Genomic DNA, 13488 nt, shown 5'->3' on the forward strand with positions numbered 1-13488 from the left:
CATTTCCATAATAGTGGAAGATTGAATTTCGGGAACCCCCCTCTGACCAGGCATTACGACCCTTCCGGGTGCTCCCGTTTGACCCGGTTCTCCTCCCTGACGCGCCGCAGCCGGTTGATGGTGACCGGATCGTGGGCCAACGCGCGGACATCGTTGAGCAGACCGTTGAGTAGCTGGAAATACCGAGTGGGAGTCAAGCCCAGCTGTTCACGGATGGCCCGGTCCCGTTCCCCCGCCGAACGGAAGCCCCGAGCGGCCAGATCGATGATCGCCCGGTCCTGTTCGCTGAGATCACCCGCCCCGCCCCGCACCACACCCAGACGGGCACCCGGATCCGGCGCCACGAGCCCCGACGCACAGCAGATGACACCCCCCGGCGGCGGAGGAACCGCGGCGCCGTGCCACGCCGCGGCCGGAGCGATGAGGAGCGGCGCGGCGGCAGGGTGAGGATCGCAAACCCCCCAGGGGACCACCGACACGACGACGACCGGCCCGGGCTCGCAGGCCAGCAGCTCGCACACGCCGCACAAGCAGCCGCGGTTGTACGGCATCGGGTCCGCCTCGTAGGGCACATTGAAATAGCTGGTCTCCAACCCCATGACGAAGGAGGCCAGAACCAGGTCACCGGACCGGACCTGGTCAGCCCGCACGATGCACACCCGCTGGCCGTCGACGTCGACCGGCACGCGGTCCTCGGTCTCTGTCCGGCAGGTGACGATCAGCGGCGGATACAGGACGTGCTGGGAAGCCATGACGAACCGTTCGTGTGTTCTGGCGGTGGGCAGGTGAAGCGAGCGGAGGCCACGGTGATGGTGGCGTCCGGGCGGTGGGTAGGCCGCTTCAGGAGCGTGCCGACGATGACCGCACGGCGAACGCGACGGCGTCGAACTCGCTGTGCCGCCAGACGACATCGTGCGGCTCGTCGGCCCGGAGGATGTGGCGATCTCCGAGCCGGAAGACGCCGCGCAGCATGCGGGCTGCCTCGGCACGGGCGACAGTCCGCCAGCCGAAGTCGGCCAGGACCGCGTCCACCTGAGCGGTGGTGCGCGCAGACCACGGCTCACCGGCATGGAAGGGAACGGGATTGGTCGACTCAAGGAACCGGATGCCGTGCCCTGCGGTCGGTGCCCCTCCGGGGAGCCGCCAGATCTCGGACGCTCCAGCAGCGCCTGAAGGGTGGTGCAGCCAGACGTAGAGCACGGGCGGGGACGGCAGCGCGTTCTCCCAGGGGAAGGGGCTGCAATCGCCCTCGTGGCCGTGAGGACGTCGGCACTCGACCGGGGCATACATGCCTGTGTCGTTACGGCAGGTGCGGGATTTCATGAACTCCTCCTGCGCTGAGGTTCTGGGGTCGGAGTGGCCGCCAAGCTGGTGGTGGGCAGGTTCAGTAACGAGGCGGCGGAGCGCGTGGCGGCCACGAGCTCGGCCTGGCCGAGGACGCGGTCGCGATGGGCCCGGATCTCGGACCGCTGCGCCAGGGCGTGTTCGTGGGCCGCTGGGTCGACCAGGACATCGGTGCACGCGATCACCACGTTCGGGCCCAGGTCCCAGACCAGGGCGTTGACCGCGCAGCAGGCAGCGGCGAGAGGATCGACTTCGACCATTGACCAGCGGTAGTCGTGCGGGTTGCGGCCGGACTCGCGAAGGAGCTGGGCGGTGGCGCGGAAGATCCCGCCGGTCCCGGCGGCCACTTCGTAGAACCCTGGCCCGGGAGCGTCCTCCTTCCTCACCGTCAGCTGGGTGAGCAGCGCGGTCACGTCGGGCGGTGTGTGGTGTTCGCCCATGGCCTCGCGCGCGCCGTGGGAGCGGAGTTCCCCCAGCATGCGGCCGAGCAGGTCCGCCTGTGCGCGGTGACCGGGGTCCGGGGAGCCGGTCAGGCTGAGCTGCCCGGCTCGGACCGCGGCCTGAGCGGTGGCGTGGACGGCCGCAGCGGTCTCCGCCGGTGGCTCGCCGTTCATGAGCCAGGCGTGGAGCGGCTTCGCCCACACCACGAGTTCGGGACGCAGGATCCATTGGAGGGACCACACACGCTCCAGCCGGAGCAGAAGTTCCTGAGGTGAAAGCGCCAGCAGACGCGCGCTGACGTCCGGGCCGTCGGAGGGCTGGGTCGTCTGGGCGAGGGCAGCAACGACCCCGAGCGGGATCTCGACGGCGGTTCCACCGCAGTGCCGGTGCCAGGCGCGGGAGGCATCTATGGCGACGCGGGCGACGAGCTGTTCTGGCGCGCTGCCAGGAGCGTGGCGGGCGGAATCGGCTGCGGCGTCGGCGGCCGCAGGGGAGCGATCGGGCTGATCCATCGGGGAGTCTCCGGATCGGTCGCATGTTGGCTGGTGAGAACGGAGGAGGGGGCCGTCCGCGCGGGCAGGGCCCGCGTGGACGGCCGAACCGGGGGGCTACAGGACCTTGCAGACGAAGGCGTCCACGAGCAGCTGGTGCCTTGCCGTGTCCTCGGGGATCTCCCTGTGGAGCCGGAGCTGGTCAGTGGACTTCTCGTCCAGCAGGACCCCGGCGAGGAGCCGCGTTCGCCTGCGCTCCAGCCCTGTCACCTCACCCTGAAGCCCGTTGAGATACCTCGGCTTCATCTCCATCAGGCGCACGGTCGCGCCCTCGGCGACCTGGGTAGCTCGGGCAGAGCGCAGGGAATCCATACGCTGGTTGGCCGCATCGACGACCTTCAGGACGTCGTCTTCGTCGGCGTGGTCGAGGATGAAGCCGATGGCCGATTCGAGCGTGGTGCTCATGGTGATCTCTTCCTTCCTTGGTGGTGATGCGGGTCCGGTGGATCGCCGGGACGGCTGAACCTCCGGGCGCCGGGGGCCGCGCGGTTCAGCTGGGGCGGCGGGGGGCTGGGAGGACGCTGAGAGCGGTGGAGGTGCAGCGTTCACAGACGGGACGGTTGTCGACGGTCGTGATGGCGTTCGCCCAGCAGTCCCCCCAGTCGCACTCCCATTCCTCCCGGGGGCGGCAGATCGCACATCGGGCCGTGGCGATGCCGTGCAGCTCGCACGGCTGGTACCGGTCAGGCGCGGCGGTTAGCCGGGCGCGGACCCTGTCCAACTGCGCGAACTCGGCGGTGGGGAAGCGCTGTCCCTCCCACTCCCGCCAGGAGACCGCAAGCTCTTTGAAGCGCTCCGGCACTACGAAGTACGGCGCTCCGGCCTGGGTCCAGACCCTGACGAGATAGCCCTCGTCGGCCCACCCACCCAGACGGTCCTGGGGTTGCAGGGCGAACGCGTGGCTCTGGTGCAGCGCTCCGCGGTAGCCGTACCGCCGGATATCGCGGAGGGCGGGGCGGCAGGTGTCGGGTGGGAGTGGTCGTGCAGGATGACGGCCTCGGCGGCGCTGAGGGGATTCCGGTTGAGCTGCTGGGCGGCCGTCCATACGGCTTCGCGGTCTCGGTAGGGCGGGTGCAGCAGGTAGCCGTGGATCCGGTCGTAGATGCCGTGGCCGCTGCCGAGATACCGGGTGACGTAGCGCGGTGCCACAGTGGCCGCGACGGTGGTGATCGACATGTCGTCGCCGTGCAGGACTTCGTAGCCGTGGCCGAGTAGCCATTCCCTGATCTGGGGGAGTTGGTCGAGCGAGTCGGTCACCTCCATCTCGTAGTGCTGGCCGAGGGCGTCGGTCGTCTCCAGCTCGTCGCGCGTGCTGGGCCAGACGGTGAATCCGGGACGGGAGTGGCGGCGGGCGGGGGTGAAGTGGGCGGTGAGCTGGCGCGACAGATGGTCTGCACCGGTCATGACGGGCCTGCCTCGTGGTGTCGGTTCTGGTGCTGGGGAGCGTGGCCCTCGGTCGGCCCGGGGCGGAGCCAGTCCTCGGCGAGCTGGGCGGTCGCGGCGTCCCGCTCTTCGCGCGTCGGGAAGGCGCGCACCGTGACGTCGCCGTGGACGTTCGTGGCGAGTCCGAATGCGCCGTCTGCCTCGCAGTGGGCGGCGGCTTGGTGCGGCCACTGCCCCAGAGGGCGAAGCGCCCAGTAGGCGACGGCAATCCATCCTGTCTCCGGCAGGCGCTCGATCCAGGGGAAGCCGGACAGGGGGCCCCACCGATCAGCGGGAAGGGCCGGAAGCAGTGCCGTGAGCGAGGGGTAGCCGCAGGGGTCGGGGCTGGGCATGGCGAGTTCTCCAGAGGAGGAAGAAGGGGGCGGCCCCCGGCCGTGCAGGTATCGGTGGGCCGGGGGCCGCAGTGTGCGAGGAAGGGGCTGCTCAGGGGGCCTCGGACGAGCCCGGACCGGCGTCGGGCGCCGAGCCATTGCCCTCCGGCTTCTCGGCGTCGGGCGCCGAATCGTGGCCGTCCGTCACCTCAGACTCGGCCGCCGCTTCCCCATCCGCGCGCCGCTGGGCGTGCTTCGACCGGTGCGGGGCCAGAGCCTCCTGCTCGACCTCGGACAGCGTGTAGCCCAGCGCTTCGAGGAACGCCAGCCACTTGGCCTGATATCCGAAGAGGGTGCGCCACGCACCCTTCTCCCGCAGGTCGTACTCGAACGCAGCGGCGACGCTGGCGAACACGACGTGCATCTCCCGGGCCTTACCGGTCCGCTCCACCAGCGCCTCGAACGGATCGGAGCTGGAGGCTGCCTTGCCGGTCTCCGTACCGGGGTCCTTGAGGCCCAGGAACCGGGTGAGATCTTCGGTCGGCTTCTTCTCCACCCACTTCTCGTAGTGGTGCGGGAGGCCGACGACGGTCCGCAGCGCGAGCCTGCGGGCCTCGTCGGGCAGCGCCCGCCCCGCGCACAGCTTGGCGATGAAGTCCTTGCGCGGTCCCTGAGCGGCGACCCACGCCTTGTTGCCCTCGATCACCTTCCGCCGCTCGGCGGCACGGGCCTCATCCTCCGCCGTCCGGGGCTTCTTCGGCACCGGACGTACCTTGTGCCCGTACTTGCCGGGATCGGAGCAGTGCCAGACGGGCTGGTGCTCCTCGTCCAGACGGGCACTGTGCCCCGGGCACCCGGCGTGGTTCTCGCCGGTCAGGGGATTGCCCAGCGGCGTCGTCAGGTCGGTCAGGGGCTTGGAGGTGTCCTTCTCACCCCACGAGGAGAGGGCCTTGAGCAGGGGGATCCCGGCGTCGGCGAGATCCTGCACCGTCTTGTCCCGGGCGTCGTTCTCGGCCTTGTGCTGGCGCAGCTGGGCCATGGCGTGGTCCCAGTGCCCTCGGCCGCCGTTGCCCTCGGCCTCGTCCTTGGCCTTGGCCGACTCCAGCTTCTGCTGTGCGAAGGGTACGGACTCAACCTCGTACAGGTCGGCCATCTGCTCCAGGTCCATGCCCTCGGCGGAGGCACTGCGCAGCGCGGCGTCGCTGAGCTGCGCAGCCTGGCGCGCTGCCTTGGCCGCACCGCGCTTGAGCCCGAGCGCCCGGCAGGCGTCCTTCTGCTCCACCTCGCTCATGTCGAGAAGGCACAGTTCGACGGCCTGCACGGTGTCCCGCTCGTTCATCTGCTCGCGGTTCTTGTTCTCCGTCAGGGACAGGAAGCGGGTCCACCCGGGCCGGTCTACCAAGTCCGTACGGACGAACGCGGCGATCGTGCGCTCCGGCCGCCCGTCCTCCTTGGCGGCGGCGTTGGCGATCTGCTGCGCCTGGGCGCGGCGCCATCCCTTGAAGGCTCCGTAGGTGCCGTCGGGGCGCGGGCGGACGCTGATCGGCTCCTCGACGCCGAGTGCCTTGACGGAGGCGATCAGGTCGGGGTCCGCCTCGGTGTCGGTCGTGCGGGCGTTGTACTCGTCCCGGACGATGGCGGCGGGGTCGAGCTGGACGATCCGGCGCTCCTGTTCCTGCTCGTGTGCGGGAGGCGTGGTCGGCGCGGACGGAGTGGCCTTGGTGGAAGGCGGGCGGGGCGGAGTCTTGGTGGACACGGGTGCCTCCTGTTGATGGTTGGCGGTGTCGGCTCCGACCGACAACATTCATAATAGTGGAAGATGTGGGAGGGGGAACCCCCACCTGACCTGTGGAAATACCCCCTCCCGCAAGGCATGTCAGGCCGCGCTCAGTTCCTGAAGGAACGAACGGAACGCCGCTTCGCTCACGTGTCCCTCATACAGAAACACCAGCTGCGCGGCCATCCCCATATCGTTGACGGACTTCGCCTTCTGCTCGGCCTGGCCGCGCGGCAGCTTGGCGGCGTCACCGTCCGGCGCGTCGGACATGCCCGCTCGGGCGGCCTTCAGCACCGCCTTGCTCAGCATCTCGCCGGTGACACCGATGTCCTGAGCGATGGCCAGCAACCGGGCCGACGCCCCGGGCGGCGCGGAGGACAGGGCGGCGCCGTCCGAAGTGAGCTGCTGCACCGCCGCAGGTGCCGGGCGTTTGAAGTACGTGCCGTGCGGAGTGTCGCCGTGGCTTGTCCATCCGGCGTCGAGCATGTCGCGCTTCAGCCGGTCGGCGGCGAGCCACCAGGCGCGCTTGTCGTGCGGCCCGTCCCACACGCCGCAGCCGGAGCCGGGCATCATGTCGTCCTCGCCGATGACGGGTGCGATCAGGATTTCGTCCGGCGACACGTCGGTCGGCCTCAGGCACAGTCCGCGCCCGGCTTCCCAGCCTCGGGCGGTGAGCGCTTCGATGGCTGCTGCCTTGGTTGCGGTACTCGTGGTGCCTCGGCCGACGTAGAGGCCGGACCGGGGGACATCGCGTTGGGGCATGGCGGTTCTCCTTGAATCGGGGTTGAGTCTGATTCCGGCTGGTCGTGGTGTGGTCCTGGGTGCCTGAGCGGAGCGGGGCGAGCTGGGCTCGGTGGACTGGGACATGCGGCACAGGGGGGGGGCGCAGGGTGCCGTGGCGGCGGGCCGCTCGAAGCCGATCAGCGACCGCGCGTAATGCGGCGGTCGGCGGTGAGCACGCCCAGCGCGGCCCGGACGGCGGCCCGGGTCTTGCCCGACGCCTTCACCCACCCCAGTGCCTGCACCGCGACGGTGATCGCCTCTTCGGAGACGTCTTCGCGGTACCCGATGCGGTACAGGTGCAGGGCCACGGGGGTTGCCACGCGCGTGCGGTTGTAGGTCTCTGCCTCCTCGCCGGTCGCGTCCGGGAGCTGGATCCGGGCGGTCGGCGGAAGGGCCGGGCGGTCCGGGATCGCGCCGTGGACACGAATCCGGATGCGGCGCGCCAGGGCGCCGAGGATGCGGAGCATCACGGGTCCCTCCAGAGGGGGATGGTCGGGCGCCGTTCCCGTGTTGGCGACGGGTCCGGCAGCAGGTCAGCAGCCGGTTCCGGTCTCCTCGGCGTGGCACGAGCGGGCCCAGTCGGTCACGGTCGCCCAGTCGTTTGTCGTGTCCCGCAGTCCTTGGACCAGGCGCACGATGTCGCTCGCGGTCCCCGCGACTTCCGGGGTGTCGGTCTCAGCGGCCCTCAGGAGTTCGTCCGGCGGGACCGACCGTTCGTCGGCCAGATGGAAGAGATCGGTGAGCAGGTCCCGAGTGATCTCTCCGGCGGCAGCATCCTTCCGGCCTATGGCCTCGGCGTAGGAGCTTTGCGCCTCCACCGCGCGGAGAGAGCGGTGGTCGACGCTGCACGCGGTGTCGCATCCACCGTTCTTCTGGAAGTGATCGAGAGCGTCCTGTGCGTGCCGGGCGCATTCTGCTGGCGATGGCATCGGAGTCCTCCGCATCCGGTCGGGATGCCGGGAGAGCGGGCAGGCAGCGGTCCCGCTCTCCCGACAATATTCATAATAGTGGAAGATGTCGCTTGGGTAACCCTCCCTCTGACCAGGGCATTTACCCCGCCGCGACGCCTTCCCGCGTGCACCAGCCACCCAGGGACGCCAACCCGCGCAACGCGTGCTCGGTCTCCTCCGGCAAGGCATGGATCTCCAGCTCGACCGAGTCACCCCGTGGTCCGATCGTGACCCAGATGCTGCCCGTGAACGCCAAGCCTCCAGGACCCGCCCGCCGATGGAAACTCACCGTCGTATCCCGGGGCCCCGGATAGCCTGCGGTGATGTAGGCCCCCGGAATCAGACTCGCCAGCCGCTCGGCCACCGCGCCCCGGGCCCGCTGCTCCGACTCCCGCGCAGCCTTCTCGGCCGCGTCCTTCTCCAGAGCTTCGGCATGCTGGGGCAGCAGCCTGCGCCGGATGTGATCTGCGACGTGCTTCGGCGTCAGCGCGCTCACCCGGATACTCGGAGACGTCATCGAAGTGTCCTCCGGCAGCTGCGCCCAGACGCACACACGACGGTCATCACACATCACCAGGTCCAGCGCGCGGCCGTCACTGTCTACGATCCGCGTGGCGGTCGACGCGTAGTGCCGCTGCGGCTCAACGCGGCACTGACAACCCAGCAGCTGCGCCACCTCCTCCGCGAATTGGTCCATGTCGGCCTGGTCTTCGATGCTCCGCGTCTCGTTCACGGCGTACTCCCTTCAAGGCGTGGTTCGCGAGCGCCGCACACCCACCGACTCGGGGTTTCTCCGGTCGATGGGGGACTGGCGGTGCCCGCCCGGCATGAGGCCGGACGCCCCCACTTCGTGGAGTACGAGCGGGCACAGCTGCCGTTCGCGCGGACGGTCGTGGGGCTGGCCGGCACGGGTTGGTCAGGCCAGCGCCGACCTGTCCGGAGCAGCGGGCCCCGGCAGGGACGCTGAGGACGGACCCGCTTCCGGGACGGCGCCATGGGCGGCGGCGGTTCCGTACATGAACGCGTTCCCGTTCCAGATCCACTTGGCACGTAGCCCTTCCTCCTCCTGGAGGTAGTGGTCAAGGCGCCTGCGTTCGGATAGCGCGCACTCGTTGCAGACCTCCGCCCATCGCGGAAGGTACGCGGCGCGATGGGCCAGATTCTCCCACCGGTCCGCGAGCAGACAGGCCAGCGCTGGCGACAGGCTGCGGATGTACAGGCCAGCCAGTGCCCACCACAGCCGCGCGCACTGGCGCGCCTCCATCCGGTACTGCTCGGCCTGCAGATGCAGCCGCGCGCATTCGGCGGTGGTCTTCGGGATCTCCCGGTGCAACCAGGCGAGCCGTTCGGGAGCTTCGCGCCGATGAGCCTGCCGGAACAGCCACGGAAGGTCGGGGCGGTTCGCGTAGTGCTGTCCGCAGGCGCGCATGATCGCCTGGATCGTCGTGGTGGCCTGCGGAGGCGCGATCCGGTCGTCTGTGTCGGTCAAGCCGCTGGTCCAGTACCACCCGTCGGTGGACTCGGCGGAGTGCTCCAGTATCCGCACCACCATGCCCTCATAGGTGCGCTGGCGGATGGTGGGCAGCGGGCCGACGGGGAGATGGCGCTGTCCTTCGACGGAGCCGAGCGTGATACGGACCGCGTCGAACTTGTGCCACTGGCGTGGGTCGTGCGTCGCGACCACGTGCACCATGCCGGTGACCGGACCGGTGAGGCTATAGAGCACAGCGCCGGTCTCATCGGGTTCGGACGGCGTGGCGTGGACCGTACCGGACGCGGTGGTGATGGTGAGCACTGATCCTCCTGGCTCGGTGTTGGTCGGGCTGGTGCCGGTGACAGAGGCGCAGCCTCACTCGGGACTGCTGATGGGCTCAACCGGCGCATGCCGTACGACGCTGCCGTACCGAATCGCCGACCACTCACCCGTCACCCGGTATCCCCAATGCGCGATCACGTCGGCGATCCGGCCCATGGGCACGTCGTCCAGGCGGAAGTAGTGGCACCCCTCGTCGTCCCACACCGCGACGCGGTCCCATGGGGTGCCGGTGTGATCCTGCCCGCACCCGCAAACCAGGCTCAGCGCGGTGCCGTGCCACCGCTGGCACGTGAGCACTGCGCGCGCAGCGGTCATGGTGCACGTGAGCGCCAACGTCCATGCCGCATAGACCCCTTCGTAATCGCCGAGCATGAGGATGTCCGACGCCATGACCCACCGCGCGAAGGCTGCTCCGTCCGCCTCGCTGCGCCCCTGCGCCATCGCGTACGCCTTGAGGTCTTCCACGCAGGCGGCGTTCGACGTGAGGTAGCTCGGGGGCAGTACCGTCAACACCGGATCGGCGTCCGGGGCGGCGTCGCACCCTTCGGTGGTCAGCAGGCAGTCGCCACCGACGTAATCGCGCCCAACGAACGTCGAGGGGTACAGGGTCAGGGGAACCGCAGGCTTGATCCACTGCCGCAGCATCGCGGGCACCTCGCCCGCCGGGGTCGCGGCGATGTGCGCCGATACTGCCTCTGCCGTGACCGGGGACGCGTTCGGCGCACGGTACATCCACAGATCGGGGCCGGTGGTGGGCACTTGATGCCTCCTGGCTTCGTGTTGGCTGGGCTGGGCCCGGTGCCGCCGTGCGGGCCCGGTGAGGTGGAATCGACCGGGCCCGCGCGCGGTGTGCTGGTTACGACGTCGTGATGGGTCGTGACGACGTCCGGGTGGGCTGGGCGTCAGATGCTCGGGCGGCTCCGGCGGGTACTGACCGTCACGGCGACAGGTTCGGGGGCCTCACGGGGAAACCGTCCTCGAAGACCACATCAGGCTTCGGCTCGGTCTGGTCGCCGGTGTTCGCGTCGGTGCAGTAGGCGGCCCGCGCTTCGTCCGCGGTCAACGGGGTCACCTCGCCCCGGTGCACCGTCCAGCCGCGTACAGTGCAGCCTCCGTCGAGATGGGGGCTGTTCAGCAGGATTCCGGCACCTGCTGTCTCCGGCCACGCGAATGCGTAGGTGACCAGTGCCATCACCATGACGATCCCGTCATCGTCATCGGCAGACATCGGGATGCCGAGGGCGGACATCGGAATGATGCCGAGGTCGGAGTAGACCATGACGATGGCCTGGGCGGTGGTCAGCGGCTCCGTGAGCGCACAGGTGAGCTGGTGCGGTCCGTTGCCCGCGACGGACAGCAGCTGGGCCAGGGTCTCGTCTGCGCGGGCGTGAGCAGCCTTGATCAGTGCCTGGTCGAGGGCGGGTCCGGCGTTTTCCGGCATGGGTAACTCCCAGTGGTGGTTGACCGGCGGGTGGAGAGTGGAGCGCCTTGCCACATTCTATAATAGTGGAAGATGTGAGGGAGTGAATCCCCCTCTGACCTGCTCATTTGCCTTCCTGCGTCGCTCGCAGTGCATTCTCGTGGACGCTGGCGATGGCCTCGCTGATGGCCTGATGGGCACGGTCAATCTGCGGAGGAATGTTCCCCCTGCGCCTGGCCCGTCGCCATCGGAGCGCCACCGCCAGCGTGCCCAGCTCGGAGCACGTCAGCGACCAGGGGCCACGGTCGGTCAACAGCGTCTCCCGCAACCGCATCGCGATCTCGACCTGTTCAGGCTGGATCAACGGCCCGTGCTCGTTGAGCAGTGCCCGGTACAAAGTCGCGCGCGCATAGGGCGCCTGGACGCCGTGCGTGAGCTCCACCCTGAACGTACCGGGCGCGGGGCCCTCCCTCTGCACGCACAACCGGCCTTCCTTGATGGTGAGCCGTTCCCCAGAGCCCAGATCAAACTGGACGGCGGCCCGCTGCGCTCCGCATCGCTGGCAGGCGTACAGCATGGCTCGGAGCCGCGCGTAAGGCCCGATGCGGCATTTGATACAGACAATCGGCGTGACGGTGCTCATGGGGAAGTTCCTCTCGGTGCGAGGGTCCGGTCCGGTGTCGGCCCTGAGCGGGCGCGGCCCGCCGGCCCCGAGCAGACCGGTCGGACCGGCCTGGCTGGGGCCCGCACGGGCCCGGGGGCGGGGGGACCCAACCGGGCCCGTGCGGGCGGGCGCCAGGAGCTACGCCCCGAGGGGGAGCGGGAAGGCGTAGCCCCTGGCAGGGGGATGGACCTAGGCGGCCCGAGCGGCGGCCGCGAGCGCGCGCAGCGCCGTGGCCTCCAGCTCGTGCGCGTCGTCGGCATCGGCGAGTGTCTGCGCCGTCGAGGTGACCGCTTGCATGACGCCACCTGCGGTGGGCTGGCCACCCTTGATGAAGTGGTTCAGGATCGACTCACGGACCGCTCCGGAGTAGGAGAGTTCCTTGGACACCACCTCGATGGTGTGCGCCGGATCCGAGATCGGTTTACCGGCCTCTCGCTCGATCTCGGTGAGCTTGGCCTCGACGTAGGCAGGGGACAGGAAATCCCGCACTGCGTCGGTGGTCTTGGACGCCACAAGCTCCAGTTCCCGGGCGCGCGTGGCGTCGGACCACTTCACGACTCCCTCATCGTGCTTGCCCCCGATGTGAACGGCTCGCATGACGTCCTTCCCGATCGTCAGACCGTTCCGGCACACTCGGATCACCACGCGCGGGGTGATGCTGAACGCCCCCGCGCCGACTTCGCTATTGGAGATGACGAATCCCGCCGAAATCATCGGCAGCTGATCACCCGTCTCGCCCGTGAAGGGGGAGCGGTACCCCCGAAGCAGCTCCCGGGCCTGAATGGCCACCTGTTCCGACTCGACGCGGACATACATCCGCCGGTCGGTCAGATCGCAGCCGCTGATGTCCACGCGGTGACCGGACTCCTCGACCCCCTGGAGAGCGGCGGTGAGGATGTCGAAGTTATCGATCAGCTTGTAGCTGTCGGACAGGAACGCTCGGGCCACTCCCTCGCCCGTACCCCCGTTCCCGGTGTCGCCACGGAACGCGCGGACCAGGAACTTGCGCCCCGGGTCCTGCTCCAGCCATCCACAGAGGTTGATGTCGTACAGGGCCGGGTTCTCCGCACGCATGCGCCGCAGATACCCGACCGGGATACCGAGCTTCGCCGCGAACCCTTCCTCCGCAACGCCAGTCGGCCGGTACGCGCCATCCGACATGAACGTCTTGCCGCTGCGGGTCATGGCGGGCTCGACGCCACTCATGATCAGGTTCCCGCCCGTGACGGTGAGCCTGGAAGCGGTAGCGACCACGTCCATCTTCCGGCTGTTCTGGTCCTTCAACATGCGCGCCAGATCGGACAGATCGGCGTTCCGGGTGCTCGTGCGGGGCGTACGGCTGACGGCGTTCTCCGTGACCTGCTGGGTCATGCTGCTGCCTTCCTGTTGATGCTTCGGCGTGTTCGGGGTACCAGCCCGAACAACATCCATAATAGTGGAAGATGGGAGAGTGTTAACCCCCCCCTCCGACCAGGGGCGCAGCCATCCGAGCTGCGCCCCTGGTCGCTAGCCGCTTACGACCGGATCCAGCTCACCGTGTGGAAACCCTCCAGGGGCCTGAAGCTGGAGCCATGCACCCCGGACAGGACGCGTCGGAATCCCCTGCCCGTCCACTTGCCCAGAACGTAGAGCGCTTCTGCCCGCCCCTCGCAATCGGCCATCTCGGAGATGCCCATGATCCAAAAGTAGTCCCCGTAGCACCGACGGACCGATCCGAAGTAGCGCACTTCCTGACCAAGCTGAGGGCCGGGCCTGGTTCCCACTTCGTTTGCGAGAGACTGGAAGAACTCCACCACGTCCTCAGAGGGAAACGGCACATCTGCAAGCGCCGGGCTCCCGCTACCGCTCCGGGCACAAGCTGCCCACCCGAAGTGGAAAGCGGTACGCGTAAGCTGCGATCTCTCGGTTTGGTGTCGGTGGTGGTGAGAGTCGGTGGTGGTGTTCTGGGTCTGGGGTGTGTCTGGGCTGGTCAGTGGTGGTTTGTGGGT

General features: G+C 69.0%; 16 protein-coding genes. All 16 read right to left on the reverse strand.

What is annotated here, in order from left to right:
- Positions 1 to 53 precede the first annotated feature (53 nt).
- Positions 54 to 752 (reverse strand): DUF3263 domain-containing protein, encoded by a 699-nt coding sequence (locus ACZ59A_RS42925; protein ID WP_470970787.1) that lies wholly within the window; start codon positions 750 to 752, stop codon positions 54 to 56.
- Positions 753 to 840: 88 nt separating this feature from the next.
- Positions 841 to 1323 carry a hypothetical protein gene (locus tag ACZ59A_RS42930; RefSeq protein WP_470970790.1) on the reverse strand — a complete coding sequence of 161 codons (483 nt, stop codon included), beginning with the start codon at positions 1321 to 1323 and terminating at the stop codon, positions 841 to 843.
- Positions 1320 to 2297: an N-6 DNA methylase gene (locus ACZ59A_RS42935; protein WP_470970792.1), complete on the reverse strand. Its 978-nt coding sequence runs from the start codon at positions 2295 to 2297 to the stop codon at positions 1320 to 1322. The genes ACZ59A_RS42930 and ACZ59A_RS42935 overlap by 4 nt, the downstream gene beginning before the upstream one ends.
- Before the next feature lie 96 nt (positions 2298 to 2393).
- On the reverse strand, positions 2394 to 2741 hold the full coding sequence (locus tag ACZ59A_RS42940; protein ID WP_470970794.1) for a hypothetical protein: 348 nt from the start codon (positions 2739 to 2741) through the stop codon (positions 2394 to 2396).
- A 396-nt stretch (positions 2742 to 3137) separates the two neighbouring features.
- Positions 3138 to 3740 carry a hypothetical protein gene (locus ACZ59A_RS42945; protein WP_470970797.1) on the reverse strand — a complete coding sequence of 201 codons (603 nt, stop codon included), beginning with the start codon at positions 3738 to 3740 and terminating at the stop codon, positions 3138 to 3140.
- A complete protein-coding gene (locus ACZ59A_RS42950; RefSeq protein ID WP_470970799.1) occupies positions 3737 to 4111 on the reverse strand; it encodes a hypothetical protein in 375 nt (124 codons plus the stop codon). Before ACZ59A_RS42950 ends, ACZ59A_RS42945 begins: the two co-directional genes overlap by 4 nt.
- A 91-nt stretch (positions 4112 to 4202) precedes the next feature.
- The gene (locus tag ACZ59A_RS42955) at positions 4203 to 5846 is read right to left on the reverse strand and encodes a ParB/RepB/Spo0J family partition protein (protein WP_470970801.1); all 1644 of its coding nucleotides are present in this window, start codon (positions 5844 to 5846) and stop codon (positions 4203 to 4205) included.
- Between the two features lie 120 nt (positions 5847 to 5966).
- The gene (locus ACZ59A_RS42960; RefSeq protein ID WP_470970803.1) at positions 5967 to 6629 is read right to left on the reverse strand and encodes a hypothetical protein; all 663 of its coding nucleotides are present in this window, start codon (positions 6627 to 6629) and stop codon (positions 5967 to 5969) included.
- A gap of 158 nt (positions 6630 to 6787) precedes the next feature.
- The gene (locus ACZ59A_RS42965; RefSeq protein WP_470970806.1) at positions 6788 to 7120 is read right to left on the reverse strand and encodes a hypothetical protein; all 333 of its coding nucleotides are present in this window, start codon (positions 7118 to 7120) and stop codon (positions 6788 to 6790) included.
- Between the two features lie 63 nt (positions 7121 to 7183).
- Positions 7184 to 7579, reverse strand: a complete 396-nt coding sequence (locus ACZ59A_RS42970) for a hypothetical protein (protein WP_470970808.1) — start codon at positions 7577 to 7579, stop codon at positions 7184 to 7186.
- A gap of 121 nt (positions 7580 to 7700) precedes the next feature.
- Entirely contained in the window at positions 7701 to 8333 is a 633-nt protein-coding gene (locus ACZ59A_RS42975; RefSeq protein ID WP_470970810.1) for a hypothetical protein, read from the reverse strand.
- 183 nt (positions 8334 to 8516) lie between these two features.
- A complete protein-coding gene (locus ACZ59A_RS42980; RefSeq protein ID WP_470970813.1) occupies positions 8517 to 9395 on the reverse strand; it encodes a hypothetical protein in 879 nt (292 codons plus the stop codon).
- Between the two features lie 54 nt (positions 9396 to 9449).
- Positions 9450 to 10175, reverse strand: a complete 726-nt coding sequence (locus ACZ59A_RS42985) for a hypothetical protein (RefSeq protein WP_470970815.1) — start codon at positions 10173 to 10175, stop codon at positions 9450 to 9452.
- Positions 10176 to 10353: 178 nt separating this feature from the next.
- Complete coding sequence (locus ACZ59A_RS42990) at positions 10354 to 10857, reverse strand: hypothetical protein (protein WP_470970817.1); 504 nt, start codon at positions 10855 to 10857, stop codon at positions 10354 to 10356.
- 103 nt (positions 10858 to 10960) lie between these two features.
- Positions 10961 to 11479 (reverse strand): hypothetical protein, encoded by a 519-nt coding sequence (locus ACZ59A_RS42995; protein ID WP_470970820.1) that lies wholly within the window; start codon positions 11477 to 11479, stop codon positions 10961 to 10963.
- Positions 11480 to 11689: 210 nt separating this feature from the next.
- Positions 11690 to 12871 carry a DUF932 domain-containing protein gene (locus ACZ59A_RS43000; protein WP_470970822.1) on the reverse strand — a complete coding sequence of 394 codons (1182 nt, stop codon included), beginning with the start codon at positions 12869 to 12871 and terminating at the stop codon, positions 11690 to 11692.
- Between the last annotated feature and the right edge of the window lie 617 nt (positions 12872 to 13488).

The sequence above is a fragment of the Streptomyces sp. NPDC040405 genome (assembly GCF_055595765.1).

Bases quoted from the DNA above. Each gene is read 5' to 3' on its own strand.
- ACZ59A_RS43000 (WP_470970822.1), bottom strand. From the start codon at position 12,871: ATGACCCAGCAGGTCACGGAGAACGCCGTCAGCCGTACGCCCCGCACG.
- ACZ59A_RS42925 (WP_470970787.1), bottom strand. From the start codon at position 752: ATGGCTTCCCAGCACGTCCTGTATCCGCCGCTGATCGTCACCTGCCGG.
- ACZ59A_RS42970 (WP_470970808.1), bottom strand. From the start codon at position 7,579: ATGCCATCGCCAGCAGAATGCGCCCGGCACGCACAGGACGCTCTCGAT.
- ACZ59A_RS42990 (WP_470970817.1), bottom strand. From the start codon at position 10,857: ATGCCGGAAAACGCCGGACCCGCCCTCGACCAGGCACTGATCAAGGCT.
- ACZ59A_RS42930 (WP_470970790.1), bottom strand. From the start codon at position 1,323: ATGAAATCCCGCACCTGCCGTAACGACACAGGCATGTATGCCCCGGTC.
- ACZ59A_RS42950 (WP_470970799.1), bottom strand. From the start codon at position 4,111: ATGCCCAGCCCCGACCCCTGCGGCTACCCCTCGCTCACGGCACTGCTT.
- ACZ59A_RS42960 (WP_470970803.1), bottom strand. From the start codon at position 6,629: ATGCCCCAACGCGATGTCCCCCGGTCCGGCCTCTACGTCGGCCGAGGC.
- ACZ59A_RS42935 (WP_470970792.1), bottom strand. From the start codon at position 2,297: ATGGATCAGCCCGATCGCTCCCCTGCGGCCGCCGACGCCGCAGCCGAT.
- ACZ59A_RS42945 (WP_470970797.1), bottom strand. From the start codon at position 3,740: ATGACCGGTGCAGACCATCTGTCGCGCCAGCTCACCGCCCACTTCACC.
- ACZ59A_RS42940 (WP_470970794.1), bottom strand. From the start codon at position 2,741: ATGAGCACCACGCTCGAATCGGCCATCGGCTTCATCCTCGACCACGCC.
- ACZ59A_RS42995 (WP_470970820.1), bottom strand. From the start codon at position 11,479: ATGAGCACCGTCACGCCGATTGTCTGTATCAAATGCCGCATCGGGCCT.